This is a genomic window from Actibacterium naphthalenivorans, assembly GCF_014196965.1.
Classification (GTDB): domain Bacteria; phylum Pseudomonadota; class Alphaproteobacteria; order Rhodobacterales; family Rhodobacteraceae; genus Actibacterium_A; species Actibacterium_A naphthalenivorans.
In genome coordinates this window covers 384114-409261 of the sequence record NZ_JACIEQ010000003.1, presented here as the reverse complement: position 1 = coordinate 409261, position 25148 = coordinate 384114, and the positions used below count along the sequence as shown (strand labels likewise).

The window sequence follows — 25148 nt, the reverse complement described above, 5'->3', positions numbered from 1 at the left end:
GTCTGAGGTCGGTTACTGGCGGGCCCCAAGGTGATGAAAGCCGCGGTTGAAATGCAAAAGCGGCGCGCGGTCGGGATTGACCGAAATCTCTTCGACGCGCCCGATGAAGATACTGTGGCTGCCGATGCCGGTGGTCTGCACCAGGGTGCAGGCGATACTGGCCTGCGCATCCGCATAGGCCGGCGCGCCGGTGCGGGTTTCGATCCATTCGAACCCGTCAAACTGCGCCGCGCCGGCCTTGCCTGTCATCCCGGCGAAACTGGCCGCCAGATCGGTGGCCGCCTCGCACAGGATATTGACGCAGAAATGCCCGGCCTCTGCGATGGCCTCATGCGTCTGGCCATGGCGATTGATGCAGGCCAGCACAGTCGGCGGCTCCATCGTGACCGAGGTGAAGGCGGTGGCGGTAATGCCGCGCCGCGCCGTGCCCCGGCCGGCGGTGATCACGGTCACCCCCGAAGCATAGTGGCGCATCGCCGTCTTCAGGCCCTCGGCGGCGTCGGAGCGCGGAAAAAGCATCGGCATTGTCATGATCCGCTCCGGGTGTCGGCAGGCGCGGCCCGACGCCAGATGGGCAGGCGCAACAGGCGATCCACGATGAAAGGGCCGAACAGCACCACCGCGAACATCCGCACCGTCTGAAAGGCCAGCACGGCGGCAACATTCGCCTTGGTCGAAATGGCGACGAGGGCGACGGTTTCGATGCTTCCGGGCGCCGTGGCAAGGAAGGCCGTCTTCAGGTCAAGGCCCGAAACCGCCATCAGAAACAGGCCGAAGCAGCCGCTGACGCCGATCAGCACCGCAGTCGAAAGCAGCACCGCCGGGATCAGCCGCAGCACATGGCCCAGCACGCTGGGGGTGAACTTCAGCCCGACCTCGAGCCCGATCACCCCGAAGGTGATGATGATGATCGGTTGGGGCAGGGCCAGATGCATCCAGCCGCTGGCCTCGATCACCGCGCTCACGATCATCGGAACAAGCATCCCCGCCGCGGGCAGGGCCCGCAGCCGCGTGGCGAAAAGCGCGCTGGCGGCGATGGCGATGGCAATGGCGGCGGACAGGGGCGTGGCGGGGCGCGCCAGCGCGGCGGTATCGGCGGCGGTGGGCAGGAAGTTCGCCAGCACCGCAACCGAAACGATCACCGAGGCGAGGCGGACATATTGCATCAGCGCCACGATGCGGGCGTCCGCGCCGCGCTCTGTCGCGATGACGACCATCGCGCCGGACATGCCGGGCAGGCTGCCATAAACCGCGACATCCTCGGCGATGCCGGTCAGCCGGTTCATCGCCCAGCCGATCGCGAAGGCGGCGCAAAGGGTCAGTGCGGTCATCAACAGCAGCAGCGGCCAGTCCTGGATCAGATCGACAAGGATCGCGGGCGACATCGAAGAGGCGATGAACACCCCCGCCGCACCCTGCGCCAGCAGATACGCGGGGCGCGGCACCCGCAGCGGGCTGCCGCTGGCACCAAACACGATGCCTGCGGCCAGCGCCCCCAGCAAGGGCGCCGCCGGAAAGCGGATCAGGCCGAGAAGCGCCGCCAGCAACGCGGCACAGGCCAGAAGCACGGCCCATTGTCGCGCGCCGCGATAGCCATCCGTGCGCATAAGGTGCAAGCGGATCGGTGCGGTCACGGCGCGGCCCCCGGTGCATCCAGCCGCGCCTCGATCCAAGCGGCGGCGGCCAGCGTGCGGGCATCTTCGCCCACCCGCCCGATCACCTGCACCCCGACCGGCAAGCCGCCTGACAGGATCGCGGGCAGGCTCAGCGCGGGCATGTGCAAAACGGTCCAGGGCGTATTGAAAACCGGCGCGCCGGTCGCGCCCAGCCCCTCGGGCGCGGGGCCCGGCGCGGCGGGGGCAAGCAGCACATCGACATCGGCCATCGCATCGGCCAGCGCGGCCCGGATCCGGGGCAAAGCGGCGCGGGCGGCGTCATAGGCGGGGGCGTCGATCTGGGCCTTTTCGGCCAGAAACGCGCGCGTGACCGGGGTCAGCCGATCCCACAGAACCGTACGCTCGTGCGCCAGCGCCCGGGTAACCTCCCAGCCCATGATCGCGGCGTGAATATCATGCGTCGCGATGAAATCGGCGGGCGGGTCGATATCGACAACGCGGCCGCCCGCCGCCTTGATCCGCGCCACCGCATGCTCGAGCGCGGAGAGCGTGCCGGGCTCTGCGGCCTCGAACGGCGGCGTGCGGAACAGGCCGACTCGGGGGGGCGTGCCCGGCACCCCGTTCAACGCAAGCCCCGGCCGTCCGGCCAGAACCGACGCAATCAGCGCCGCGTCGCGCACCGAACGGGTGATGAGGCCCAGCGTATCCAGCGAATGCGCCAGCACCTTGATCTCAGCGGGCTCCAGCAGGCCGAAGCTCGGCTTGTACCCCACCACCCCGCAATAAGACGCCGGGCGGATGATCGAGCCTGCGGTCTGCGTGCCAAACCCCATCAGCGCCATGCCCGAAGCGACCGCCGCGCAAGACCCGCTGGAGGACCCGCCGGGGGTATGCGCGGTGTTCCAGGGGTTGCGCGTTTTGCCAGGGCTGGCCATGGCGAATTCGGTCGAGACGGTCTTGCCAAGGATCAGCGCACCCGCCTGTTTGCATTGCGTCACGCAGGGCGCGTCCCAGGCCGGGCGGGTGCCCGCATAGGCCGCCGTGCCATAGCCCGTGGGCATGTCGCAAGTGTCGATCACATCCTTCACCCCCACCGGCAACGCGGCCAGCGGCCCGGCGGCGCCGGCGGAATCCAGCGCGGCGGCGCGGCTCAGCACCAGCCCGGGGTCGAGGAATTCAAAGGCGCCGATCCCGGCCTCGCGCGCGGCGATGTGGTCAAGATAAGCCTCGGCCACCGCCCGGTGCGACAGGCGGGCGCCGCCAACCGCCGCGATCAGATCGGTCGCATCGAGGGCGAGAATATCGGTCATGCGCGATGCTCCGGAAGGGTGGGGCGCAGATGCGCCCAGGGGGCGGCGCGCTCGATCTGGCCGGCCAGCGCGAACAGCAGGTTGTCGCCGCCCAGAGCCGCGCCGAATTGTACGCCGACCGGCAAGCCTTGGGCGGACAGGCCGAAGGGCAGGCTCATCGCCGGAAAGCCCGAGGCGTTGAACGCGCAGGTGAAAGGGCTGTGCGCCCAGAACCGATCATAAAAGGCATTGAGACCCGGCGTGGTGCTGGCCATCTCGCCGATCTTCGGAGGCAGCTCGGCGCTGGCGGGCGACATCAAAATGTCGAACCGTGCGAAAAAGCGGCCGAGGTCGCGCGCGGTCTGGTGCAGGCGGTTGACGGCGGCAAGGTAGTCCATGCCGCTGAGCCCTATCCCCTCGCGTACCCATTCCTCGTTCACCGGCTCCAGCGCCGCCGCCGGATCGTCAAGCCCCAGCGCCCGGCCGCGCGCCAGTACCGCCGCGGCCACGTTCACGCCCGGAATCACGCGCCAGGCGGTTTTCAGCGCCTGCGCGTCATAGCCCGCATCGGCCACCTCTTCGACCTCATGGCCAAGGTTCTCCATCAGCCGTGCAGCCTCCAGGCACCGCGCGCGGACCTGCGGATCGACGGGCGTGCCAAGCGGAGAGTCCAGCGTAAGCCCGATGCGCAGCGAACCCGGATCGCGCGCGACCGAGGCAAGAAAGCTGCACTCTTGCTCCGGCTGGGCGTAGGGATCGCCTTGATCGGCCCCGGCGGTTGCATCCAGCAGCGCCGCACTGTCGCGCACCGAACGTGTCAGCGCGTGCGGGGTGGACATGCCCGCGATCGCTTCGACCGCGACAGGCCCGAGCGGGTTGCGCATGCGGCTGGGTTTGAAGCCGAACAGCCCGGTGTGCGCGGCGGGCAGGCGCGTTGATCCGGCGCCGTCAGAGCTGTTGGCGAAGGGCACCAGCCCCGCGGCCACCGCCGCCGCCGATCCGCCCGAAGACCCGCCCGGCCCGTGCTCGAGGCTCCATGGGTTGCGCGTGGCGCCGAATTCGCGCGGCTCGGTCGCGAAGCTGAGCGCGAATTCGGGCGTGTTCGATTTGCCCAGCAAGACAAGGCCCGCCCTGCGATAGCGCGCGGCAAGTGTGCCGTCGGCATGATCGACAACCCCGGCAAACAGGCGCGATCCCGTCGACAGTTCCATCCCCCGTACCGCAAACCCGGTGTTCTTGAGCAGGAAGGGCACACCGGTGAACGGCCCGTCGGGCAGACCGGCCTGCAGATCCGCCTCGGCGAGGTCGTAATGCGGATGCACGATGGCGTTCAGCATCGGCTCCAGCGCCGCGATCCGGGCGAGCGCGGTTTCGAAAACCTCGTGTGCGCTGACCTCGCCGGCGCGGATCAGCCCGGCGAGGGCGGTGGCATCCAATGTGTGATATTCGGCCAGCATCATCTCACCTGATCTGGGCAAGGAACGCGTCCTTGTCCCAATAATCGCGCGTGCATCCGATCGCACCATCACGCAGTTGCACGAGATGCAGCCCGTCCAGCGCCACCGCGCGCGGGGCGGGGGCGGGGTCTGCCTCGTTCGGGCGCGGGGTGAAGCTGCCTGTCATCCGGTAGCTGACCGCCAGCCAGTCGGCCGAACGGATCACCGCGCCGGGTTGCCAATGCACATCCGGCAGCATCCGGAAAAACCCCTCCAGCCCCTCGGCCAGCGCGGCATGGCCGGCGCGGGTCTTGGCCATGGCGATTTCCTCGTGGCGGCCGTCAGGAGTATAGAGCGCGGCGGCGGCCTGGGCATCATGCGCATTGTAAGCGGCATAGAACGCTGCCAGAACAGGCGTGTCGGGCATTGCGGGTATCGTCTCGCATCAAGGGGCGGGCGTACCGCTCGGGCGGCGCGCCCGGAGTGATCTGGCTACCAGTCCATTCCGGCGATGGTCTTCACCTGATCGACGAACGCTTCGCGGTTGACCTCTTCGAACAGGCGCGCCCGCAGGCGCGGCGCGGGCGAGGCGTTGACGTTCTCGAACAGTGCGACACGCCCGGCCAAGGCGCCCGAGGTCATATCCCATATGAAGTTCATCAGCAGTTCCTTCTGCATCGCCGTCACGCCGTGACCGGGCAGAAGTTCATTCAGGTAATGGCCGATTTCCGGGTTCTCGAAGGCGTCTTTGCCGAAACGCATCACCAGACCCTGACCGCAGATTTCCTGCAAGATATGGATGATACGCGGATAGTTCTCGATCGAATAGAGCCGCCCGGCCGTCAGCATCGAGACATCCGGCGTCATCACGCCCGAGGCCGTCATGCTGGCCTTGTGCTCGGCGGCATAGATGAAGGCGCGCAGCGTTTGCGCATATTCGATCAGCTCGCCCAGCATCAGTTGCACCGCCGGGATCTTGCCGGTGCCCAGCACGTCCAGCACCAGCTGCCCCGCGCCGACGAACAGTTCCGCCTTTACCGCAAGCCGGGTCAGTACGTGCCAATGCGCGAACACGCAGACCGGCCCGTACCACGACATCCCCGTCGGGTCTCCGAGGTTGAAGATCTTGTCCTTCGGCACGAAAACATCGTCAAAGACGATGAACTGGTCGGCCTCCTCGCCCAGCGACGAAACAGGATGATCGAACTTGCTCGCGCCGGGCTGAGAGACCATCTCGCGCGAGATCATCTTGATCCCGTCGGTATTGATCGGCACGGCCCCCCAGACGCAGGCCTCAGGTGGCGTGGTGGTCAGCCCGCCGAGGTTGGTGAAGAAGATGTCATTCGCCTGCGCGGCGATCGAGCCCACCGTCTTGGCGCCCGACACATAGACGCCGTCCTTGGTCGCCTTTTTCACCCGCAGAAAGGCCATTTCGGCGGCCTTGGGGTTGGAGCGGTCGGTCTGCGGCCCGGCAAGACTTTCCGAGGCGGTCAGGTTGTTGGCGCGGCCAAACGCCATATAGGCTTCGATATTCTCGCCGAAATCGGGGCTGCAGCCCTCGATCATGGATTTCTTTTCTTTGAAAACATCCACATGCGCCATCAGCCCCGCAACGATCGCGGGCGCCAGATCCGGCGGGCGTCCGAAGGTGCCTGCGGTTTTCAGGCTGGTGTATTCGATCATCTTGCGCCGGTCCGTCAACTCCTCGGATGAGCGGGGCACCTGCCAGGCGCGGCTCGCCAGTTCGCCGGTCGTGGGTTCGACATAGGTCGTGGCCTCGGCGAATTCGGGTTTGAACTGATCGTCGAACATCGAGGCGATCAACTCCACCCCCGCCGCCAGCGCGGGCTCGTCGGTGACCTTGTCAAGCTTCCGCCCGCCCAGCCAAAGCTGACGGCCATCATCAAGCGTTGCCTTGAATTCGGCGCCTGTCTTCAGCCGATGGGCCGGGTTCGGCGCATCCGTCGTCTTTTGCTGCATGGTCATGGCGTCATTTGAACCTTCCCTGTCGGTGGGCCGAGGCCCGCTCCGGAACTGCGCGGCGTGGTAAAGGCGGTCCGGTCATGTCATGAGAGCAAACTATGGCCGCCAACCAAATCTTTGCAACCAAAAATAATGGTTGCGTGTGGAAAAGCCATTTTGGCGGAGCGATTCACCGCCTGACGCCTTCGATTTTTGGCATAGAGATTCATATATCGCACTGAAAATAGCAGAATTTTAAAGAATTGGCGCGATATCAGCCCAAAATGAAGGCTTCTTTTGCTTTGCCGGGCTGCTTGATCAATCTCAACCATTAAATCGGTTGAGAGTTGTTGGCGGAAAGGTCGCGGCGGATATGGTCGAGATCAGGGTGGCTGGTTGCAAAGGGCCGACCCCGATTTCTCATGCAGCACCCGGACAGGGGATGCGGTCGCGCCGGCGCGCCGCATCCGCTCCGGGCATGACCGGAGCACAGGCGATGACAAAACCCCTTTCGGGGCATCACGGCAGGGCAGGCGGGCGGCAGGCCCTTCAGGGCGCGCTGCAGGTGATCGGGGCCGCGTCTTTGGCACCGCTGACGCAGGAAAAGCGCAGCGGCGCTTCGGCGGTTCCGGCGGCGCGCGCCAGCGGCATCTCGAAGCGGGTGTCCCAGCTCCGCCCCTCGACGCCGCACCAGATCCGCTCGACCGGCATCTGGTCGCCGATCCGGTTCAGCAAAACCACCGCGCCGCTGGACGGATCGGACCAGAGCGTGGCCGAAAGCGTCACGCCATATGCCGCCGTGCCAAGTGCGAAGGAATACCAGTGCGCAAGCTTCACCTCGCAGCTCAGGGTCAGGTCTCCGGCATTGGTGACCTCGAGGGGGACGGCCACAAGCCCCTCGGTGCCGCGCTTCGGTGATGGCGCGGTCGCCTCGGCATGTGCGGGGGGCAGCGCGGGCGCGCCCAGCAGCGCCAGCGCGGCGAGGGTCAGGACGAAACGTTGGGGAAGGTCGGTCACGGCAGCCTCATCGGAAAGAAGGGGGCCCGTCCGGATATGGGCGGGTCTGCAAGCCCGGTAACGGAAAACCAACCGGGCGGAATGTCAACACGGGAGCAAGACATGACGAAAACTGCAAACAAGCGACTTGCCCGGCTGATCTCCGTCGTGGCGATCTGTGCCGGGCTGGGATTGCCGGTTGCCGCCGAGGAGATCACCTCGATCGCGATCCTGACACCGGAGACCGGCACGGATTTCGGCTGGAACCAGCAGGGCATAGAAGGCGCGAAGGCCGCGGGCGAGGCCGAGGGGGTCGAAGTGATCGTCGCCGAAAACCTCGGCTACGGCGACGTGCGCCCGACGTTGCGCGAACTGGCCGAGGAAAAGCCCGGCCTGATCATCGCCCATGCCGGCGGCTACAACACCGCCGCGCCCGAGATCGGGACGGAAGCCGGTGTGAAAGTGGCCATTGTCGACAGCCCCGACGCGCTCAAGGCGGGCATGGTGGCCGACTACACCGCCTCGGGGCACGAAGGTGCCTATCTCGCGGGTGTGCTGGCGGCGAAGATGACGCGCTCGGGGACCGTGGGTATCGTCACATCGGGCGAGCCGCCGTCGTGGAACGCGCAATCGGCCGCCTTTGCCGAGGGTGTGAAAGCCACCAGGCCCGACGCCGTGATCCGCTACGCGGTGATCGGGCCGGCGGCTTATTCCGACGCGGCAGGCGGCAAGCGAGTGACGGAATCGCTGATCGCGGCAGGGGCCGACATCATCTTCGGTCAGGGCAACGGCTCGTCCTTCGGGATGTTGCAGGCGATCGAAACCACGCCCGCCGGTGATGGCGGCAAGGTGACATTCATCGACGTGATCGGTGACAAGACCCCGATCGACAAAGGCTATCTGCTCAGCTCGGTGCTGTGGAACCTGACCCCTGTCTATCAGGCGATGATCGAGGATATCAAAGCCGACGCCTACGGCAGCCGCAACTATGACATCAACCTCAAGGACGACTCGGTCGCGCTTCTGAAAACCGACCAGATCCCGGATGATATCTGGGATGAGGTGATGGCGGTGCGCGAGCAGATCGTGTCGGGGGAGGTGAAGGTCACTCCGAAATTCGATGCCGATTCCGTGCATGCGCTGGTCAGCGGAAACTGATCCTGACCCATCGGGCGGGTCCCCGCCTTCGGGCCCGCCCATCCTTTCGGAGAGAAACATGCCAGACGGACAAGCGATTCCTTCTGCCGCGCGGCCGATCTCGGGTGGCGCGCCCATCGTCAGGCTCGAAGGCGTGACCAAGCGCTATCCGGGCGTCATCGCGAACGACCGTATCGACATGGAGTTTCATGCCGGCGAGGTGCACGTTCTGCTGGGCGAGAATGGCGCCGGCAAATCGACGCTTGTGTCGATGCTGTCGGGGCTGCAGCAGCCCGACGAAGGGCGCATTCTGATCGACGGCGACGCACGGCCGATCGCGTCGCCCGCCGGGGCGCTGGACATCGGCATCAGCACGGTGTTCCAGCATTCGATGCTGGTGCCCAGCCTGACGCTGGTGGAAAACGCCGTGCTGGGCCGTGCCTGGTGGCGGCGGCCGGATCGCGAGGGCACCGCGGCCCGGATGGCGGCGATGGCGGCGCGGATCGGGGTGAGCCTTGATCCGATGGCGCTGACGGGCGATCTGTCGTTGGGCGAACGCCAGCAGGCAGAGATCGTGCGCGCGCTGATGCGCGGGGCGCGTTTTCTGATCCTCGACGAAGCAACCGCGATGCTGACGCCGCATGACGCGGCGCGGCTGGGCCAACTCATGCGCCGGCTGGCCTCCGAGGGCGTGGCGGTGGTCTTCATCACCCACAAGCTGAACGAAGCGGTCGAATATGGCGATCGTATCTCGGTGCTGCGGCTGGGCAGGAAAGTGGGCGGCATCGCCCCCGAAACGCTGCGGCAAATGGATCCGCAAGCCGCCACCGGCGAAGTGGTGCGACTGATGTTCGGCACCCATGACATGGCGTCTGGGGCGGCCGCGCGGGTCGATCCGGCCACGGTGGACCGCGCGGGCGACCCGGTGCTCGAGGTGCTCGCGCTCTATGCCGGGGCCGCGGCGGTGCCCCTGCACAACATCGAATTCAAGGTCTGGCCGGGCGAGGTTTTCGGCATCGCGGGCATCGATGGCAATGGCCAGAAACAACTGGCCGAGGCGTTGGCGGGCCAGGAGCCGATTTCCGACGGGCGGATCCGGCTGGATGGCGCCTTTGTCGATCGTCTCTCGATCGGCGCGCGCCGTGGCAAGGGGCTGCGCTATATTACCGACGACCGGCTGGGCGAGGGCACGGTGGGCAGCTTTTCGGTCGCCATCAACCTGCTGCTGAAAGAAATCGGCGCGGCGCCATATTGGGTTCAGGGCTTTGAAAAACCTGCGGAGATCACCGAGAATGCCCGCGAAAAGATCCGCGCGTTCGACATCCGCACGCCCTCTGCCGAAACGCCGGTGGGCAAGCTTTCGGGCGGCAATATCCAGAAAGTGCTGCTGGCGCGCGAACTGACCGGCACGGCGCGCGCGGTGATTTTCAACAAACCCACCTACGGGCTGGATCTGGCGAATATCGCCGCAACCCGGCAGCGTATTCGCGATACCGCCGAGGCCGGGGCCGCGGTGGTGCTGATCTCGACCGAGCTTGATGAGCTTCTCGACCTGAGCCACCGCATCGCGGTGATGGATCGGGGGCACCTGGCGGGGATCGTTGCAAATGATGACGCGGCACGCCGGAAAATCGGCGAGTTGATGAGCGGGGTCGGCGAATGAGCGTGGAGGCGATGGATGAAATCGAAAAGCCCCGCGCCCTTGCCGCGCGGCGGCGCGAAATTCTGGATCTGCTGGTGGCAAGCCTTGGCCCGGTGCTGGCGGCTTTCGTGATATCGGGGGTGATCCTGCTGCTGATGCAGGTGAACCCTGTCTCTTACTACGGCTATGTTTTCGGTCGCGGCTTGTTCTCGCCCACGGGCGTTCAGGCCACGCTCACGCGCATGGGGCCACTTCTGCTGATCGCGGCCAGCCTGATCGTCGCCTTCCGGGCCGGGATCTGGAATCTGGGCGGTGATGCGCAATTTCTGATCGGCGCGGTGTTCAGCGCCGCGGCGACGCCCCTGATGGCGCCGCATCTTCCCGCAGGGTTGGCGCTGGTCATCGGCATGGCTGTTTCCGCGGGTTTTGGCGCGATCTGGGGGCTGATCCCGGCGTTTCTGCGCGCCTATCAGGGGGTGAACGAGATCATCACCACGCTGATGATGAACTTCCTCGGCATCTCGCTGGCCAGCGTTCTGGTCAAGCTGCTGTTCCTTGATCCGGCCACCACCGTGCCGCAAACCCGCACTCTGCCGGTCGAGGATCGCCTGCCCAGCCTGTTCGGCACCACGATATCAAGCGGCGTGCTGATCGGCCTTGCCGCCGTCCTGCTGGTGCATTTCGTGATGACGCGCACCGCCTTCGGGCTGCGGCTGCGGGTGGTGGGGGCCAATCCGGGGGCCGCGATCCATGCCGGGCTGGCGGTGCCCGGGCTGACCATCGCCGTCTTCGCGATCTCGGCGGGCTTTGCGGGGCTGTCGGGCGGGGTCGCCATTCTGGGCCAATATGGCAACGTCCGGGCCGACTGGAACCCGGCCTATGCGATGTCGGTGGTGCCGCTGGTGTTTCTGGCGCGGTTCAACGGGTTTGCCTCGATCGGTTTCGTCGCGCTGTTCTCGATCCTGTCGATCGGGTCGGAAAGCGCGGCGCGGCGGATGGGTGTGCCGAACTACTTCACGCTCGTCACGGTGGCCATTCTGCTGATCCTGCTTGGGCTGAGCGAATACCGGGGCGCGCGGCGCCGCCAGAGGGCAGGAGCCTGAGATGACCCTTTTCACAGACACGTTCCTGATCGCGCTGCTCGCCGGCGTCGTGGCGGCGGGTGTGCCGTTGCTGCTGGCGGGGCTGGGCGAGCAGCTTTCGGAAAAGGCCGGTGTGCTGAACGTCGGCATCGAGGGGATGATGCTGGGCGGCGCCTATGCCGGCTTTCTGGTCGCCTGGGCGACCGAGAGCATTGGCCTCGGCTTTCTGGCCGGGGCTTTTGGCGGCCTGCTTGTGGCGGCGCTGATGGTGCTGTTTTGCGTGCGCCTCGGCCTCAATCAGGTTGTGATCGGCATCGCCCTGACGCTGGGGGCCGAAGGGACAACCGCGCTGTTGCATCATGTACAGTTCAGCCGCCTGTATCCGCGCCTGCCCGAGGTGCCGACATGGCGCATCCCCGGCCTTGCCGATATCCCGATCGTGGGCCCCGCGCTGTTCGACCGTGAGCCGGTGGTCTATTTGGCCCTGGCGTTGGTGCCGCTGTTCGCCTGGCTCTATCGGCGCACGCATCTGGGCCTTGCGATCCAGGCCGCTGGCGACAAGCCCGCCGCCCTTGATTCCGCGGGCGAGAACGTGCTGGCGATCCGCGCGCTGGCGGTGCTGGGCTGTGGCGCGCTGGTCGGGCTGGGCGGCGCCTTCATGTCGATCGCCGGGGCCGGGGTCTTTGTGCCGTTCATGACGCATGGCAACGGTTTCATCGGCATCGTTCTGGCGATGCTCGCGCGCGGCCGGCCGCTTTGGGTGCTGCTGGGGGCGGCGCTGTTCGGCGCCTGTCTTTCGGGCTCTACCGCGTTGCAGGTGGCGGGCGTGGATATACCGACCGACGTGGTGCAGATGCTGCCCTTCGCGGCGGTAATGCTGGTGCTGCTGATCGCGGGGCGCAATGCGAAACTGCCGAGCGCGCTTGGCGCGGCCTATGTACGTGGCGAGCGCTGAATCCCGGGTCGCAACGGCCAGAACCAGGCGCCGGGGCGGCTTGCTCCGCGCCAATTTCCGTCTGAACGCGGCGGCCTGGTGCCACCATCCCGTTTTGGCGTTTCAAACCGCCTCTTGCCGTTTTATGCTTCCCTTCGCAGGCACAACAAAGAATGAACGGGCATGGCCTCTTCCAGACCCAAGCCGAAACCGGCGCACCGCGAATTGCACAGCACGATGATTGCATCGCAGCTCGAGAACGAGATCGTTTCCGGGCGTCTGAAGGCGGGCTCCAAGCTTGACGAACAATCGCTGACGCAGCGTTTCGGCGTGTCGCGCACCCCGATCCGCGAGGCGCTGCATGTGCTGGTGGCGCGGTCTCTGGCCGAGCGGGTGCCCTATCGCGGGGTGCTGGTTGTCGACATCACTCGCGACCGGATCGAACAGATGTTCGAGGCGATGGGCGAGATCGAGGCGCTGTGCGGCCGGTTCGCCGCCGAGCGCATGACCATCGGCGAGCGGGGAGAGCTGGAAGAGCTGCACCGGCGCATGAACACGATGGCCGCCGATGGTGACAGCGAAGCCTACGAGGCGGCGAATACGGAATTTCACGGCCGGATTTTCGCCAGCACCCATAACGAGGATCTGATCGAGCTGGCCAATAACCTGCGTCTCAAGCTGGCGCCGTTCCGCCGGTCGCAATTGCGACAGGCAGAGCGCATGGCGCGCTCGTCGGAAGAGCACGAGGCGGTTGTGTCCGCCCTGCTGGACCGGGATCCCAAGCGCGCGGAAAAAGCCCTGCGGCGGCATCTGGTCAGCGCCGCGCGCGAGGTTCTGGCGCGGATGCCCTAGCCCAGCGAGGACATCAGCATGCGGATCGCGGTGATGCCCAGAAACACCGCGAACGCGCGTTTGATCCAGATTGTATCCACCCTGTGCGCCAGGGCGGCGCCGACGGGGGCGAAGCCCACAGTGAAGGGCAGGATGATGGCGGCGGCCAGCAGGTTGACATATCCCAGCGAAAACGGCGGCCGGCCCGGCACGCCCAGCCCCGAAATCACGAACCCGACGACCGCGGGCACCGCGATCATGAACCCAAATGCCGACGCCGTGCCGACCGCGCGGCGGATATCGACCGAGAACCCGGTCAGAAGCGGTACCGAAAGCGTTCCGCCGCCGATCCCCATCAGCGCCGAAATCAGCCCCGCGACATAGGAAATGGCGCCATTGATCAGCCGGCTTTCGGGCAGGGCCTTGCCGATCACCAGTGTTTTCGGCGTCGCCATGTTGATCGACACCAGCAGGGCGATGCCACCGAAGACCAGCTTCAGCCCGCCCGCCTCGATGTATTTCGCGGCCAGCCCGCCACTCAGCGCGCCCAGAATGATCCCCGGCGCCCAGAGTTTCAAAAGCGACACGTCGACCGCGCCGCGCCTGTGGTGCGCGCGCGCCGATGAGATCGAGGTGAAGATGATCGTGGCCAGCGATGTTGCCACCGCCATGTGCATCGCGATCTCAGGCGGGAAATCGGTAAGCGACAGCAGCCAGAACAGCACCGGCACCAGAACGATTCCGCCACCCACACCCAGCAGGCCGGCCATGATCCCCGCCAGAACGGAGGCGGCCATGAGCCCGGCGAGGATCAGGATGATTTGCATGGTCGGAAGGTCTGTCATGGGATCAGTAACTCACTGCGGCGCCATCGGCGCGGGGATCGGAGGCGGCCTCGATCAGGCCGTCGGGGTGATGCACGACCGCGCCGGCATGGCCGGCAAGATCGGAGAATTCGGGCAGCATTTCCACCTGATGCCCGGCGGCGCGCAGTTGCGCGACCAGCGCGGGCGCGAACCGGCTTTCCAGCTTCAGCGAGGTGGAGTCGTCGCCCCAGGTCTTGCCCAGCAGCCAGCGCGGCGCGGTCACGGCCTGTTGCAGGTCCATGCCGAACTGGGCGTAGCGGGTGAAGACGGCCGATTGCGTCTGCGGCTGGCCTTCGCCGCCCATCGTGCCATAGGCCATCACCCGCCCGTCGGGCAGCTGCGCCAGCGCCGGGTTCAGCGTGTGGAAAGGCCGTTTGCCGGGGGCAAGCTGGTTCGGCCCCGGCGCCAGCGAAAAACCCGCGCCGCGGTTCTGGAAGAACACGCCGGTGTCGGGGCAGGTCAGGCCGGACCCGAACTCCCAGAACACGCTCTGGATAAAGCTGACGACGGTGCCGTCACGGTCGGCGGCGCCCATCCAGATCGTGTCGCCAGCCTTGGGCTCGTGTGGCCAGGGCAGGGCGGCCCGAGGGTCGATCCGCGCGGCCATCTCGTCCAGCCGGCTGTCTTTCAACCAGGCGGTGGCGGGTTCTTCCATGCTCAGCGGATCGCCAAGCCCCGCGTTGCGCAGCATGAACGCCTGCTTGGTGGCCTCGACCAGCCCGTGGATATGGTCGAACCCTTCGCCATGCGCGACGCCCAGCCGGTCGAACAGCCCCAGGATCATCAGCGAGGCCACGCCCTGCGTCGGCGGGATCATGTTGAACAGCGTGCCCTGCGAGGTTTTCAGGTTCAGGGGGGTGACGATATCCGCGCCGTAGCGCGCGAAGTCACCGGCGCGAAGAGGGCTTCCATGCTCACACAGCCAGGCGTCATGAGTGGTGGCAATGTCGCCTGCATAGAAGCTCTGGAGACCCTCTTCGGCCAGCTGCCCCAGCGTCGCGGAAAGCCCCGGCTGACGCAGCCGGGCACCGGGGCGGGGGGGCTTGCCCCCCGGCAGGAATGTTTCGGCAAAGCCGGGCACATCCCGAAGCCCGTCCAGTTTGTCAGCGGTGCAGGTCGCCTGATTGCCGGTCACGGCGATGCCGTCGCCGGCATAGGCGATGGCCGCCGACAGCAGATCGCGCAGCGGAAGGCGGCGCTTTGTCGGCACGAGCGAAAGCGCGCGTTCCCAGCCGCCGATGGTGCCGGGCACGGTCAGCGCCGCCTGCCCGCCGCGTGTGGGGATGGCCTGTGTATGGCCGCGCTTGGCATACCACTGCGGTGTCGCCAGCGCGGCGGCCTGTCCGCAGGCAGAAATGCCGACGGGGGCCTGACCGGGGCGGTGGATGATCCAGAAGCCATCACCGCCGATCCCGTTCATATGCGGATAGGTCACCGCGATCGTGGCGGCGGCGGCGACCATCGCCTCGATCGCGCTGCCGCCGGCCTCCAGTATGTCGCGGCCCGCGAAGGCGGCGGCGCGGTGAGGGGCCGAGATGGCGCCGTTAAATCCAAGTGCGGAATGAAGCATGTGTCACCAGCCGATCGCGCCGGGCAGCCAGGTGGCCAGGCCGGGGAAGGAAAAGACCAGCGCCAACCCGACCAGTTGCAGCCCGATAAAGGGAATGACGCCGCGATAGATGTCGCCCGTCCTGACGCTGGGCGGCGCGACCCCCTTGAGGAAGAACAGCGCCCAGCCAAAGGGGGGCGTCAGGAACGATGTTTGCAGGTTCACCGCCACAAGGATCGCGATCCAGGCCATATCCACGCCCGATTGCATGAAGATCGGCAGGAACAGCGGCAGCGCGATATAGGAGATCTCGATCCACTCCAGGAAGAAGCCCAGTACGAACAGCAGCAGCATCAGAAAGAAGATCTGCCCGTTCAGCCCGCCGGGCACCACGGCAAAGGCATCCTGCACCAGACGCTCGCCGCCCAGGCCGCGGAAGGCCAGGCCGAAGGGCTGGGCGAAGATCAGGATCAGGAACACCATGGCGCTGGTGATAAACGCGCCCCGCACCGCGTCGCGCAGCACCGGATAGCTCAGCCGCCCCGCCAGCAGCGCCAGAACGATGCTGCCTAACGCACCCATCGAGGCGGCTTCGGTCGGGGCGGCGACGCCGCCGATGATCGAGCCGAGCACCAGCACGATCAGCGCGATCGGGGGCAGCACCACCTTGACCAGTTTCACCGCCAGATCGCGCCCGGTATAAAGCGCGCGTTCCTCGGCCGGGATGGCGGGCACGGCATCGGGGCGGATGACGCCCAGCAGCAGCACATAGGCCACGAACAGCCCCGCCAGCAGCAGGCCGGGAAACAGCGCCGCGGCAAACAGCGTGCCCACGGATTCGCCCATGATGTCGGCCAGCAGGATCAGCACCAGGCTGGGCGGGATGATCTGGCCCAGTGTGCCCGACGCGCAGATCACGCCGCAGGCCACGCCCGCGTCATAGCCACGGTTGATGATCGGCCCCAGCGCGATCAGCCCCACGGTGACCACCGTCGCCCCGACAACGCCCGAAGCCGCGCCCATCAGCACGCCCACAAGGATGATGGCCAGCGCCATGCCGCCCCGCAGGCCGCCCATGGCAAGGCCGATCACCTCCAGCAAATCTTCTGCGATCCTGGATTTTTCCAGCATGATGCCCATGAAGATGAACAGGGGCAGGGCGAGCAGCGTGTAATTCGTAATCACACCGAAGATGCGGGCGGGCAGCAGCGAGAACAGCATCGGCCCGAAGCCGACGTAGCCGAAGACAAGCCCCGTTACGCCCAGGCAGACGGCTACGGGGATGCCGGCAAGCAGAAAGATGAAGAAGGCCCCGATCATGCACAGGGCAAGGATTTCCGTGAAAGGCATCAAGTGTTCGCTTTAACTGGAGGACGTTCCGGGGCGGGGGCGGAGCAGCGCCAGAAGGCTTTCGCCCGTCATGGCCACGGCCTGAATGGCGAGCACGGCAAAGGCCACCGGCATCGCGGCCTTCAGCACATAGCGATGGCCCAGCCCGCCGGGATCGGGGGAGCCTTCGTTGATGGAATAGCTGCTTTGAACATAGGCGATGCAAAGCCAGGTGATGATCAGCGCCACGGCGCACATCAGCAGGGCGGAGATCAGGTTGATCAGCGCCTGCAACCGGGCGGGCATCCTGGCATAAAGGATATCAACCCGCACCTCGGCCCCCTGGTTCAGGCCGTAGGACATGCCGAACAGCGCGCCGACCGCCATCAGGTGCCATTCGGCTTCTTGCAGGGCGACGGTGCCGTATGAGAACAGATAGCGTGACAGCACGTTGAACGCGACCAGCAGCACAAGGGCCAGACCGCTCCACGCCGCGATCCGGCCGATGTGGCGAACGATGCCCGAGGCACCGTTCGCGATTTTTTCGATCACAGGGATCATTCGGATCAGCCCGGCAGGTTGTGATAGGGTTTTTCGGAAATCGCAGCCCAGCTTTGGTGCTCGGCCTTGAAGGCCATGAAGGCATCGTGAACCTTCTTGGTCGCGGGATCGGCGGCGGCGCCTTCGGCAAGCACCTTGTCGGTTACGGTTTTCAGCTCGGCCACAACCTCGTCGGGCAGGACATTGGCGATGACGCCGCTGTTTTCCACCAGATCCTTCAGCGCGGCGGCGTTGTTGGCCTCGCACCAGGTGTGGCTTTCAAGGTTGCACGCCATGGCGGCGGTCTGAACGATGGCCTGCAGATCGGCGGGCAGGCTGTCCCATTTGGCCTGGTTGATCAGCAGCTCGGTCACGTTCGAAGGCTCGTGCCAGCCGGTGGTGTAGTAGTATTTGGCGGCATTCTGCAGGCCCAGCCGGCGGTCCTGATAGGGGCCGACGAATTCCGCCGCGTCGATCACACCACGCTCCAGCGCGGGGAAGATCTCGCCGCCCGGCAGCAGTTTCACGTCGACGCCAAGCGCGGCGTAAACCTTGCCGGCCAGGCCGGGGATGCGCATCTTCAGGTCCTTGAAATCGGCCACGCTTTCGATCGGCTTGCGGAACCAGCCGGTCATCTGCACGCCGGTGTTGCCCATCGGCAGCGCCTTGAGGCCCAGCGGGGCATAAAGTTCGTCCCACAGCTCCATGCCGCCGGCGTGATAGAGCCACGCGTTCATGCCCTGAAAGTTCAGCCCGAAGGGCACGGTGGTGAAATACTGCGCAGCGGGCAGTTTGCCGGCCCAGAAATAGGCGTTGGCGGCGTTCATCTCGACCGCGCCCGAGCGCACGGCGTCAAAGCCCTCCAGCGCCGGGATCAGCTCGCCCGCGGCGAAATGCTGAATGTTGATGCGGCCGTCCGACATGGCGGTGACCTTCTTGCAGAAGTCGGTCGGGCTGCCCGGGCCTTCGACATAGAAGGGAGAGCCGGGGCCATAGGCGTTGGTCATCTTCCAGTTGAAGGTGGTTTGCGCCTTGGCGATCGACGGGGCGGCCAGCGGCGCCGCCGCTGCTGTTGCCCCCACGGCGAGAAATTTACGTCTGTCCATCGGTTTTCCTTTTCTGACGGTAAGAGTTCGACTTCTCTCACCGACGAACAGAAACAGCTCAAACAAGCCAATCCTTCATGGGATGTGGCAGGGCTTAGTAATCAAATTGTATACAAATAAGCAATAAGAAGATATAAAGAATACAAAATAGGCGAAATGAATGCGCATTTCTCCGCTATCAGCGGCGTAGCCAGCGGGAGATTCTGTGCGCGGGATCTGTGGGGCTGAACCTTTTTATCTTTCGTTCACTTCTGCTTGCCGAAGTGTTCGTAGAATTGTGCGTATTCGCCTGCAATTCATGACTATCGAGCGATCTGCGCAGTTTTCCCGGAAAATGAGAGAATCAGATGCACGACCCAATATCATTTTGGTTCGCCTTGTTTTTGATCGATGCCGGGGGAAATGCGCCAAATATGACGCCGCCGCAGGCTTGCCGGGGCTAGGCGTGACGGATCATCGGCAAAGGTCTTGACGCGGTTCGGCGGCAAACAGGAGGGTCTGGCGGTATTCACGGTCAAACCGGCCTGCGCTCCCGGCACATGTCGCCCCCGAAAGACGGAAAAACAGCGTGGTTTCGAAAGCAAGCAAAGCCAAAGCCCCGAACCCGCGCATCACGGCGGGGCTGAAGGATCTGTTCCGCCGCCCGCGTGCCCTGCTTGCCGCGGGCGTTCTTCTGATGATGGTTTTCGCAGCCGTCGCGGCGCCGCTTATCATGCCATATGATCCCAACGCGCAGATGTTCGAGGGGCTGAGCCTGGAGGGCGCGCCCCTGCCGCCCTCGGCGCAATTCTGGCTGGGCACCGACCTTCTGGGCCGCGATCTGTTTTCCCGCCTCGTTCTGGGCACCCGGACCTCGCTGATCATCGGCGTCGTTGCCAACGGAATCGCGGTTTTCGTGGGCGCCGCCGTCGGGATCACGGCGGGATATTTCGGCGGCTGGATCGGCGGTATCCTGATGCGCTTCACCGATCTGATGATGGCGTTTCCCGCATTGCTTCTGGCGATCGTGCTGGCCGCGATCTTCAAGCCTTCGCTGCTGATCGTGGCGCTGGTGATCGCGATGGTGAACTGGGTTCAGATGGCGCGGGTCATCTATACAGAAACCCGCGCGCTGGCGCAGCGCGAGTTCATAGAGGTGCAGCGCGCCATGGGGTCGGGCCCGCTGCGCATCATCGGGCGGCATATCCTGCCGCATCTGGTCTATTCCATCATCGTCTTCGGCACGCTGGGCATTTCCACGACCGTGCTGCTTGAGGCGACGCTCAGCTATCTGGGTGTCGGCGTTCAGCCCCCGACGCCGTCCTGGGGCAACATCATCTTCGAGAACCAGACCTATTTCGCCACGGCGCCGTGGCTGGTGTTCCTGCCGGGCCTGGCGATCCTGTTGCTGGCGCTGTCGTTCAACCTGCTGGGGGATGCGTTGCGCGACACGCTCGATCCCCGGCTGAAAGGGCGGCACTGATGTGGGGATACCTCTTTCGCCGGCTGATGCAGTCGCTGCTGATCCTGCTGGGGATCAGCCTCGTGACCTTCGTGCTGCTTTACCTCGTTCCGGCGGACCCCGCGCGCCAGATCGCGGGGCGCAGCGCCACCGCCGAAACGGTGGCCAATATCCGCGCGCAGCTTGGCCTCGATCAGCCGTTCTATGTGCAATACGGCCGCTATCTGGGCAACCTGCTGCAGGGCGACCTGGGGCGCTCCTACCTGCAGCGGACCGAGGTTTCGACCCTGATCTGGGCCCGGATGCCGGCGACGCTGCTGCTGATGCTGGGGGCCATCGTGGCCGAGCTGGTGATGGGGCTGACCATCGGCGCGGTCGCCGCGTTGAAGCGCAATACACCGATCGACCAGTCGCTGATGGTGTTTTCCTTCGTCACCATTTCGGCCCCGCAATTCGTGGTCGGCATCCTGCTGCTTTACGTGTTTGCGGTGCGGCTGGGCTGGTTTCCGATCGGCGGTTACGGCACCTTCGCGCATCTGGTTCTGCCGGCCCTGACCATCGGGTTGCTTGGCACGGGCTGGTACAGCCGCATGATGCGGTCGTCGATGATCGACGTGCTGGCGCATGATTACGTGCGCACCGCCCGCGCCAAGGGGCTGGGCAAGCTGCGCATCGTGACGCGGCATGTGGTTCCCAATGCCATTCTTCCCATCATAGCGATGATCGGTATCGACATCGGGATGTTCATGTCCGGCATTGTCGTCGTCGAAAGCGTGTTCGGCTGGCCGGGGATCGGCCAGCTGGCCTGGCAGGCGATTCAGCGCGTGGACATCCCGATCATCATGGGAGTGACGCTGATTTCGGCCTGCTTCATCGTACTCGGAAACCTGCTGGCGGATATTATCGCGCCGCTGGTCGATCCCCGGATCAAGCTCAAATAACCAACAACAGGAGAGAACGTTCATGAGATACAAGATGCTGACCAGCCTCGTTGCGCTGAGTACCGCGCTCGGGGCCGCCGCGCAGGCGCAGGATTTCATCGATGCCAAGCAGGGCGGGTCGATGATCGTCACCTACAAGGATGACGTCTCCACCCTCGACCCGGCGATCGGTTATGACTGGCAGAACTGGTCGATGATCAAAAGCCTGTTCGACGGGCTGATGGATTACGAGCCCGGCACCACCATCCTGAAAAAGGATCTGGCCGAGGACTACACGATCTCGGACGATGGCAAGACCTTCACCTTCACCCTGCGCCAGGGCGTCACCTTCCACAACGGGCGCGAGATGACGGCCGAGGACGTGAAATATTCGCTCGACCGCGTGACCAACCCCGCGACCCAGAGCCCCGGCGCCGGCTTTTTCGGATCGATCGAAGGCTATGACGACATGGCCTCCGGCGCGGCCGACAGCCTGTCGGGCGTTACCGTGATCGACCCCTACACGGTCGAGATCAAGCTTTCGCGCCCCGACGCCACCTTCCTGCATGTGATGGCGATCAACTTCTCTTCGATCGTGCCCAAGGAAGAGGCCGAGAAATACGGCCCCGATTTCGGCAAGAACCCGGTTGGCACCGGCGCCTTCAAGCTGGCCGAATGGACGCTGGGCCAAAAGCTCGTCTTCGCGCGGAACTCCGATTACTGGAATGCGGGCGTGCCGAAGCTGGACCAGATCACGTTCGAAGTGGGGCAAGAGCCTATCGTGGCACTCCTGCGGCTGCAGCAGGGCGAGGTCGATATCCCCGGCGATGGCATCCCGCCCGCGAAATTCCTCGAGGTGACGCAAGACCCGACATACAAGGATTTCGTGATCGAGGGGGGGCAACTTCACACCGGTTATATCACCATGAACGTCAAGATGCCGCCGTTTGATAACGTCAAGGTGCGGCAGGCCGTCAACATGGCGATCAACAAGGACCGTGCGGTGCGCATCATCAACGGGCGCGCCGTGCCCGCCAATCAGCCACTGCCGCCCTCGATGCCGGGCTATGCCGACGATTATGAAGGCTATGCCTTTGATCCCGAGGCCGCGAAGGCGCTGCTGGCCGAGGCGGGTTTCCCCGACGGGTTCGAGACCGAGCTGTTCGTCTACAACACCGATCCCAACCCGCGCATCGCGCAAAGCTTTCAGCAGGATCTGGCCGGCATCGGCATCAAGGCCGAAATCCGCAGCCTGGCCCAGGCCAACGTGATTGCCGCCGGCGGCGAGCCGGATCAGGCCCCGATGATCTGGTCGGGCGGCATGGCATGGATTGCCGACTTCCCCGATCCGTCCAACTTCTACGGCCCCATCCTGGGCTGTGACGGTGCGGTGCAGGGCGGCTGGAACTGGTCGTGGTACTGCAACCCCGATCTGGATGCCAAGGCTGTCGAGGCCGACGCGATGACCGACCCGGCCATGGCAACGGAGCGCGAGGCGAAGTGGCGCGAGATCTATCTGGCGATCATGGAAGATGCGCCCTGGGTGCCGGTGTTCAATGAACAGCGCTTCACCATGCGCTCGGCCAGGCTGGGCGGCCCGGACGAGATCTTCGTCGATCCGGTCCACGTTCCCGTCAACTACGACTATGTGTATTCGACCGATGTGCAATAACTGCGATTACACCATTCACGGTCGTCATCATCACTTCGGGTGGGATCGTTCGATCCCGCCCGTCGCGACCGTCGCCCCGGGATCGAACCTGCATTTCGAATGTCTGGACAGCTCGGGCGGGCAACTGACCAAGGACAGCACCGTGGCCGATATCGGCGCGCTGTCCTTTGACAAGATCAACCCGGTGACCGGCCCGATCCATGTGGACGGGGCAGAGCCGGGCGACATCCTGAAAGTGCAGATCGACGGGTTCGAACCGTCGGGCTTTGGCTGGACGGCGAACATCCCCGGCTTCGGCCTTCTGGCCGATCAGTTCGAAGACCCGGCGCTGAACATCTGGTCTTACGATGCGGATACGATGGCGCCGGCGCTCTACTGCGATATCGCGAAGGTGCCGCTGAAGCCCTTCGCGGGCACCATCGGGGTGGCACCGGCGGAACCCGGGCTGCATTCGGTCGTCCCGCCGCGCCGGGTGGGCGGCAATCTCGATATCCGCGATCTGGCCGCGGGCACCACGCTCTACCTGCCGGTCGAGGTGGCGGGGGCGTTGTTCTCCGTCGGCGACACCCACGCCGCGCAAGGCGACGGCGAGGTCTGTGGTACGGCGATTGAATCGCCGATGAACGTGACCCTCACGCTTGATCTGATCAAGCAGACGCCGCTGAAATTCCCGCGCTTCACCACGCCGGGGCCGGTGACGCGTCATCTGGATGCCAAGGGATACGAGGTGACGACGGGCATCGGAACCGACCTGATGACCGGCGCGCGCGACGCGCTGTCGGCCATGGTCGATCTGCTGTGCCGGGACTACGGGTTGAGCGCGGTCAACGCCTATATGCTGTGCTCGGTCTGTGGCGATCTGCGGATATCCGAGATCGTGGACATGCCCAACTGGGTCGTCTCGTTCTATCTGCCGCGTATCGTTTTCGAATGACGGGGCAGGGGGCCATCTCCGGGCGCGGCGCAGATCCGCGCCCGGTTCTCAGCGTTGCCGGGCTGACCATTCAGGTGGCCACGCCCACCGGCGCGCAAAGCGTGGTCGAGGATCTGAGCTTTGACCTGATGCGTGGCGAAACCCTGTGTCTGGCGGGCGAAAGCGGTTCGGGCAAGTCGATGACCGCGCTGGCGATCATGGGGCTGTTGCCGCAGCCGATGGCGCGGGTCGCGGGCGGCTCGATCCGGCTGGCGGATGGCACCGAACTCGCCGGCCTTTCCGAAGCCGCGTTCCGCAAGGTCCGCGCCAAACGGATTTCGATGATCTTTCAGGAGCCGATGACTTCGCTCAACCCGGTGATGACCATCGGGCGGCAACTGACCGAGGTGCTGCTGGAGCATGGCGAATGCACCGCGTCCGAGGCGCCGGGCCGCGCGCTGGCGCTGTTGCGCGATGTGCGCATCACCGATGCGGAGCGACGGCTGAAGCAGTATCCGCATGAGCTGTCGGGCGGGATGCGGCAGCGGGTGATGATCGCCATGGCGCTGGCCTGCAACCCAGAGATCCTCATCGCCGACGAGCCGACCACGGCGCTGGATGTGACCGTTCAGGCCGAGGTGCTGGATCTGATCCGCGCCTTGCAGCGCGAGCATGGCACAACCGTCCTGATGATCACCCATGACATGGGCGTTGTCGCGGAAATGGCGGACCGCGTCATCGTGATGCGTGACGGCCGGCAGGTGGAATCCGCCGAGGTCGGCCCGCTTTTCGCGGCGCCCGACACAGATTACGCGCGCCGTTTGCTGGCGGCTGTTCCGCGCCTTGGCCAGGCGCCGCCCCGCCCGGTGCCCGACCGGACGCAGGCGGTTGTCGTCGCCGACGATCTGTCGGTGCGCTTCGACCTGCGCGGCGGGATTGTGAACCGCGTTCAGGCGCGGGTGCATGCCGTCGAAGGTGTCAGCTTTCGGATCGCGCCGGGAGAGACCCTTGCACTGGTGGGGGAATCCGGCTGCGGCAAGTCCACGATCGGCAAGGCCCTGCTCGGGCTGGTAGACTGGACCGGCAGTATCCGTGTCGCGGGCCAGCAGATGCGGGGGCTGTCGCCCGCCGGACTCAAGCCCGTGCGCCGCAACATCCAGATGGTGTTCCAGGATCCCGGCGCCTCGCTCGATGCGCGGATGACAGTGGGGCAGCAGGTGGCAGAGCCGCTGGTGGTGCACGGTCTGGCGTCCGGCTCTGAACTGACCGACCGCGTGGCCGCGTTGTTCGGACGCGTCGGCCTGACGCCCGATCACATGGCCCGCTTCCCGCATGAATTCTCTGGCGGGCAGCGGCAGCGTATCTGCATCGCCCGCGCCCTGGCGCTGCGCCCGAAGGTAATCGTCGCCGACGAGGCCGTGTCGGCGCTGGATGTGTCGGTGCAGGCGCAGGTTCTGGATCTGATGCGCGAGCTGCAGCAGGACGAGGGGCTGGCCTATCTCTTCATCAGCCATGACATGGCGGTGGTCGAGCAGGTGGCCGACCGTGTGTCGGTGATGAACCTCGGCCAGATCATAGAGACCGGCAGCCGCGAACAGGTTCTGGGCAATCCGCAACACGCCTTCACCCGCCGCCTGCTGGCGGCTGTTCCGGTGCCGGATCCGACCTATCACCGCCCCCCGGTTCCGCCCCGCGGGGCTGCCCCGGTTTCGCCGGTGTGGCCGATCGGGCAGGAACCGCGGCGGGTTCATCTGGCCGATATCGGCGGCGGGCATCGGGTTGCCGAAGACGATCCGCAGCTTGAGCTGGCGCACCGGGGTTACGCAAGTTGATCTGTTGCCGCGGCGTGGGTTCAAATGAGAGTCGAACCATTGATGATATTGTTCA

General features: G+C 65.5%; 22 protein-coding genes. 10 read left to right on the top strand and 12 right to left on the bottom strand.

Annotated elements, in window-relative coordinates; all coding sequences use genetic code 11:
- Nucleotides 1-12: 12 nt before the first annotated feature.
- The 7 genes from GGR17_RS13275 to GGR17_RS13245 form a co-directional block, all read right to left on the bottom strand.
- Nucleotides 13-531 (bottom strand): flavin reductase family protein, encoded by a 519-nt coding sequence (locus GGR17_RS13275; RefSeq protein ID WP_207642718.1) that lies wholly within the window; start codon nt 529-531, stop codon nt 13-15.
- A complete protein-coding gene (locus GGR17_RS13270; protein WP_054539986.1) occupies nt 528-1634 on the bottom strand; it encodes an AbrB family transcriptional regulator in 1107 nt (368 codons plus the stop codon). The genes GGR17_RS13275 and GGR17_RS13270 overlap by 4 nt, the downstream gene beginning before the upstream one ends.
- A complete protein-coding gene (locus GGR17_RS13265) occupies nt 1631-2926 on the bottom strand; it encodes an amidase (RefSeq protein ID WP_054539985.1) in 1296 nt (431 codons plus the stop codon). The genes GGR17_RS13270 and GGR17_RS13265 overlap by 4 nt, the downstream gene beginning before the upstream one ends.
- On the bottom strand, nt 2923-4383 hold the full coding sequence (locus GGR17_RS13260; RefSeq protein WP_207642717.1) for an amidase: 1461 nt from the start codon (nt 4381-4383) through the stop codon (nt 2923-2925). The genes GGR17_RS13265 and GGR17_RS13260 overlap by 4 nt, the downstream gene beginning before the upstream one ends.
- Nucleotides 4367-4768 carry a nuclear transport factor 2 family protein gene (locus GGR17_RS13255; RefSeq protein WP_054539984.1) on the bottom strand — a complete coding sequence of 134 codons (402 nt, stop codon included), beginning with the start codon at nt 4766-4768 and terminating at the stop codon, nt 4367-4369. Before GGR17_RS13255 ends, GGR17_RS13260 begins: the two co-directional genes overlap by 17 nt.
- Nucleotides 4769-4833: 65 nt before the next feature.
- Nucleotides 4834-6327 carry a 4-hydroxyphenylacetate 3-hydroxylase N-terminal domain-containing protein gene (locus tag GGR17_RS13250; protein WP_207642716.1) on the bottom strand — a complete coding sequence of 498 codons (1494 nt, stop codon included), beginning with the start codon at nt 6325-6327 and terminating at the stop codon, nt 4834-4836.
- 525 nt (nt 6328-6852) lie between these two features.
- On the bottom strand, nt 6853-7320 hold the full coding sequence (locus GGR17_RS13245) for a hypothetical protein (protein WP_054539983.1): 468 nt from the start codon (nt 7318-7320) through the stop codon (nt 6853-6855).
- Between the two features lie 102 nt (nt 7321-7422).
- On the opposite strand from GGR17_RS13245, the gene GGR17_RS13240 reads away from it, so the two are divergent.
- From GGR17_RS13240 to GGR17_RS13220, 5 genes are all read left to right on the top strand, one after another.
- A complete protein-coding gene (locus GGR17_RS13240; RefSeq protein ID WP_082386687.1) occupies nt 7423-8457 on the top strand; it encodes a putative B6 ABC transporter substrate-binding protein in 1035 nt (344 codons plus the stop codon).
- Between the two features lie 58 nt (nt 8458-8515).
- On the top strand, nt 8516-10099 hold the full coding sequence (locus GGR17_RS13235) for a putative B6 ABC transporter ATP-binding protein (RefSeq protein ID WP_054539982.1): 1584 nt from the start codon (nt 8516-8518) through the stop codon (nt 10097-10099).
- Nucleotides 10096-11181, top strand: a complete 1086-nt coding sequence (locus GGR17_RS13230; RefSeq protein ID WP_054539981.1) for a putative B6 ABC transporter permease subunit 2 — start codon at nt 10096-10098, stop codon at nt 11179-11181. Before GGR17_RS13235 ends, GGR17_RS13230 begins: the two co-directional genes overlap by 4 nt.
- Nucleotide 11182: 1 nt before the next feature.
- Entirely contained in the window at nt 11183-12115 is a 933-nt protein-coding gene (locus GGR17_RS13225; protein WP_037206260.1) for a putative B6 ABC transporter permease subunit 1, read from the top strand.
- Nucleotides 12116-12277: 162 nt separating this feature from the next.
- Nucleotides 12278-12946 (top strand): GntR family transcriptional regulator, encoded by a 669-nt coding sequence (locus tag GGR17_RS13220; protein ID WP_054539980.1) that lies wholly within the window; start codon nt 12278-12280, stop codon nt 12944-12946.
- On the opposite strand, the gene GGR17_RS13215 is transcribed toward GGR17_RS13220, so the two are convergent.
- From GGR17_RS13215 to GGR17_RS13195, 5 genes are read right to left on the bottom strand one after another with little or no spacing between them, the layout of a single operon-like run.
- Nucleotides 12943-13770 carry a sulfite exporter TauE/SafE family protein gene (locus GGR17_RS13215; RefSeq protein ID WP_054539979.1) on the bottom strand — a complete coding sequence of 276 codons (828 nt, stop codon included), beginning with the start codon at nt 13768-13770 and terminating at the stop codon, nt 12943-12945. The two genes, GGR17_RS13220 and GGR17_RS13215, sit on opposite strands and share 4 nt — an antisense overlap.
- Before the next feature lie 4 nt (nt 13771-13774).
- On the bottom strand, nt 13775-15361 hold the full coding sequence (locus tag GGR17_RS13210) for a gamma-glutamyltransferase family protein (RefSeq protein ID WP_054539978.1): 1587 nt from the start codon (nt 15359-15361) through the stop codon (nt 13775-13777).
- Nucleotides 15362-15364: 3 nt separating this feature from the next.
- Nucleotides 15365-16690 carry a TRAP transporter large permease gene (locus tag GGR17_RS13205; protein ID WP_054539977.1) on the bottom strand — a complete coding sequence of 442 codons (1326 nt, stop codon included), beginning with the start codon at nt 16688-16690 and terminating at the stop codon, nt 15365-15367.
- Between the two features lie 12 nt (nt 16691-16702).
- The gene (locus GGR17_RS13200) at nt 16703-17230 is read right to left on the bottom strand and encodes a TRAP transporter small permease subunit (RefSeq protein WP_054539976.1); all 528 of its coding nucleotides are present in this window, start codon (nt 17228-17230) and stop codon (nt 16703-16705) included.
- A gap of 5 nt (nt 17231-17235) precedes the next feature.
- A complete protein-coding gene (locus tag GGR17_RS13195; protein ID WP_054539975.1) occupies nt 17236-18315 on the bottom strand; it encodes a TRAP transporter substrate-binding protein in 1080 nt (359 codons plus the stop codon).
- 568 nt (nt 18316-18883) lie between these two features.
- On the opposite strand from GGR17_RS13195, the gene GGR17_RS13190 reads away from it, so the two are divergent.
- Genes GGR17_RS13190 through GGR17_RS13170 form a run of 5 tightly spaced genes read left to right on the top strand, consistent with a single transcriptional unit; the run spans nt 18884 to nt 25093 of the window.
- The gene (locus tag GGR17_RS13190; RefSeq protein ID WP_328705649.1) at nt 18884-19777 is read left to right on the top strand and encodes an ABC transporter permease; all 894 of its coding nucleotides are present in this window, start codon (nt 18884-18886) and stop codon (nt 19775-19777) included.
- Nucleotides 19777-20697, top strand: coding sequence for an ABC transporter permease (locus GGR17_RS13185; protein WP_054539974.1), 921 nt, complete (start codon nt 19777-19779; stop codon nt 20695-20697). Before GGR17_RS13190 ends, GGR17_RS13185 begins: the two co-directional genes overlap by 1 nt.
- A gap of 22 nt (nt 20698-20719) precedes the next feature.
- Nucleotides 20720-22348, top strand: a complete 1629-nt coding sequence (locus GGR17_RS13180; RefSeq protein WP_054539973.1) for an ABC transporter substrate-binding protein — start codon at nt 20720-20722, stop codon at nt 22346-22348.
- Complete coding sequence (locus GGR17_RS13175; protein WP_054539972.1) at nt 22338-23282, top strand: acetamidase/formamidase family protein; 945 nt, start codon at nt 22338-22340, stop codon at nt 23280-23282. Before GGR17_RS13180 ends, GGR17_RS13175 begins: the two co-directional genes overlap by 11 nt.
- Nucleotides 23279-25093: an ABC transporter ATP-binding protein gene (locus GGR17_RS13170; RefSeq protein WP_054539971.1), complete on the top strand. Its 1815-nt coding sequence runs from the start codon at nt 23279-23281 to the stop codon at nt 25091-25093. The genes GGR17_RS13175 and GGR17_RS13170 overlap by 4 nt, the downstream gene beginning before the upstream one ends.
- Nucleotides 25094-25148 lie beyond the last annotated feature (55 nt).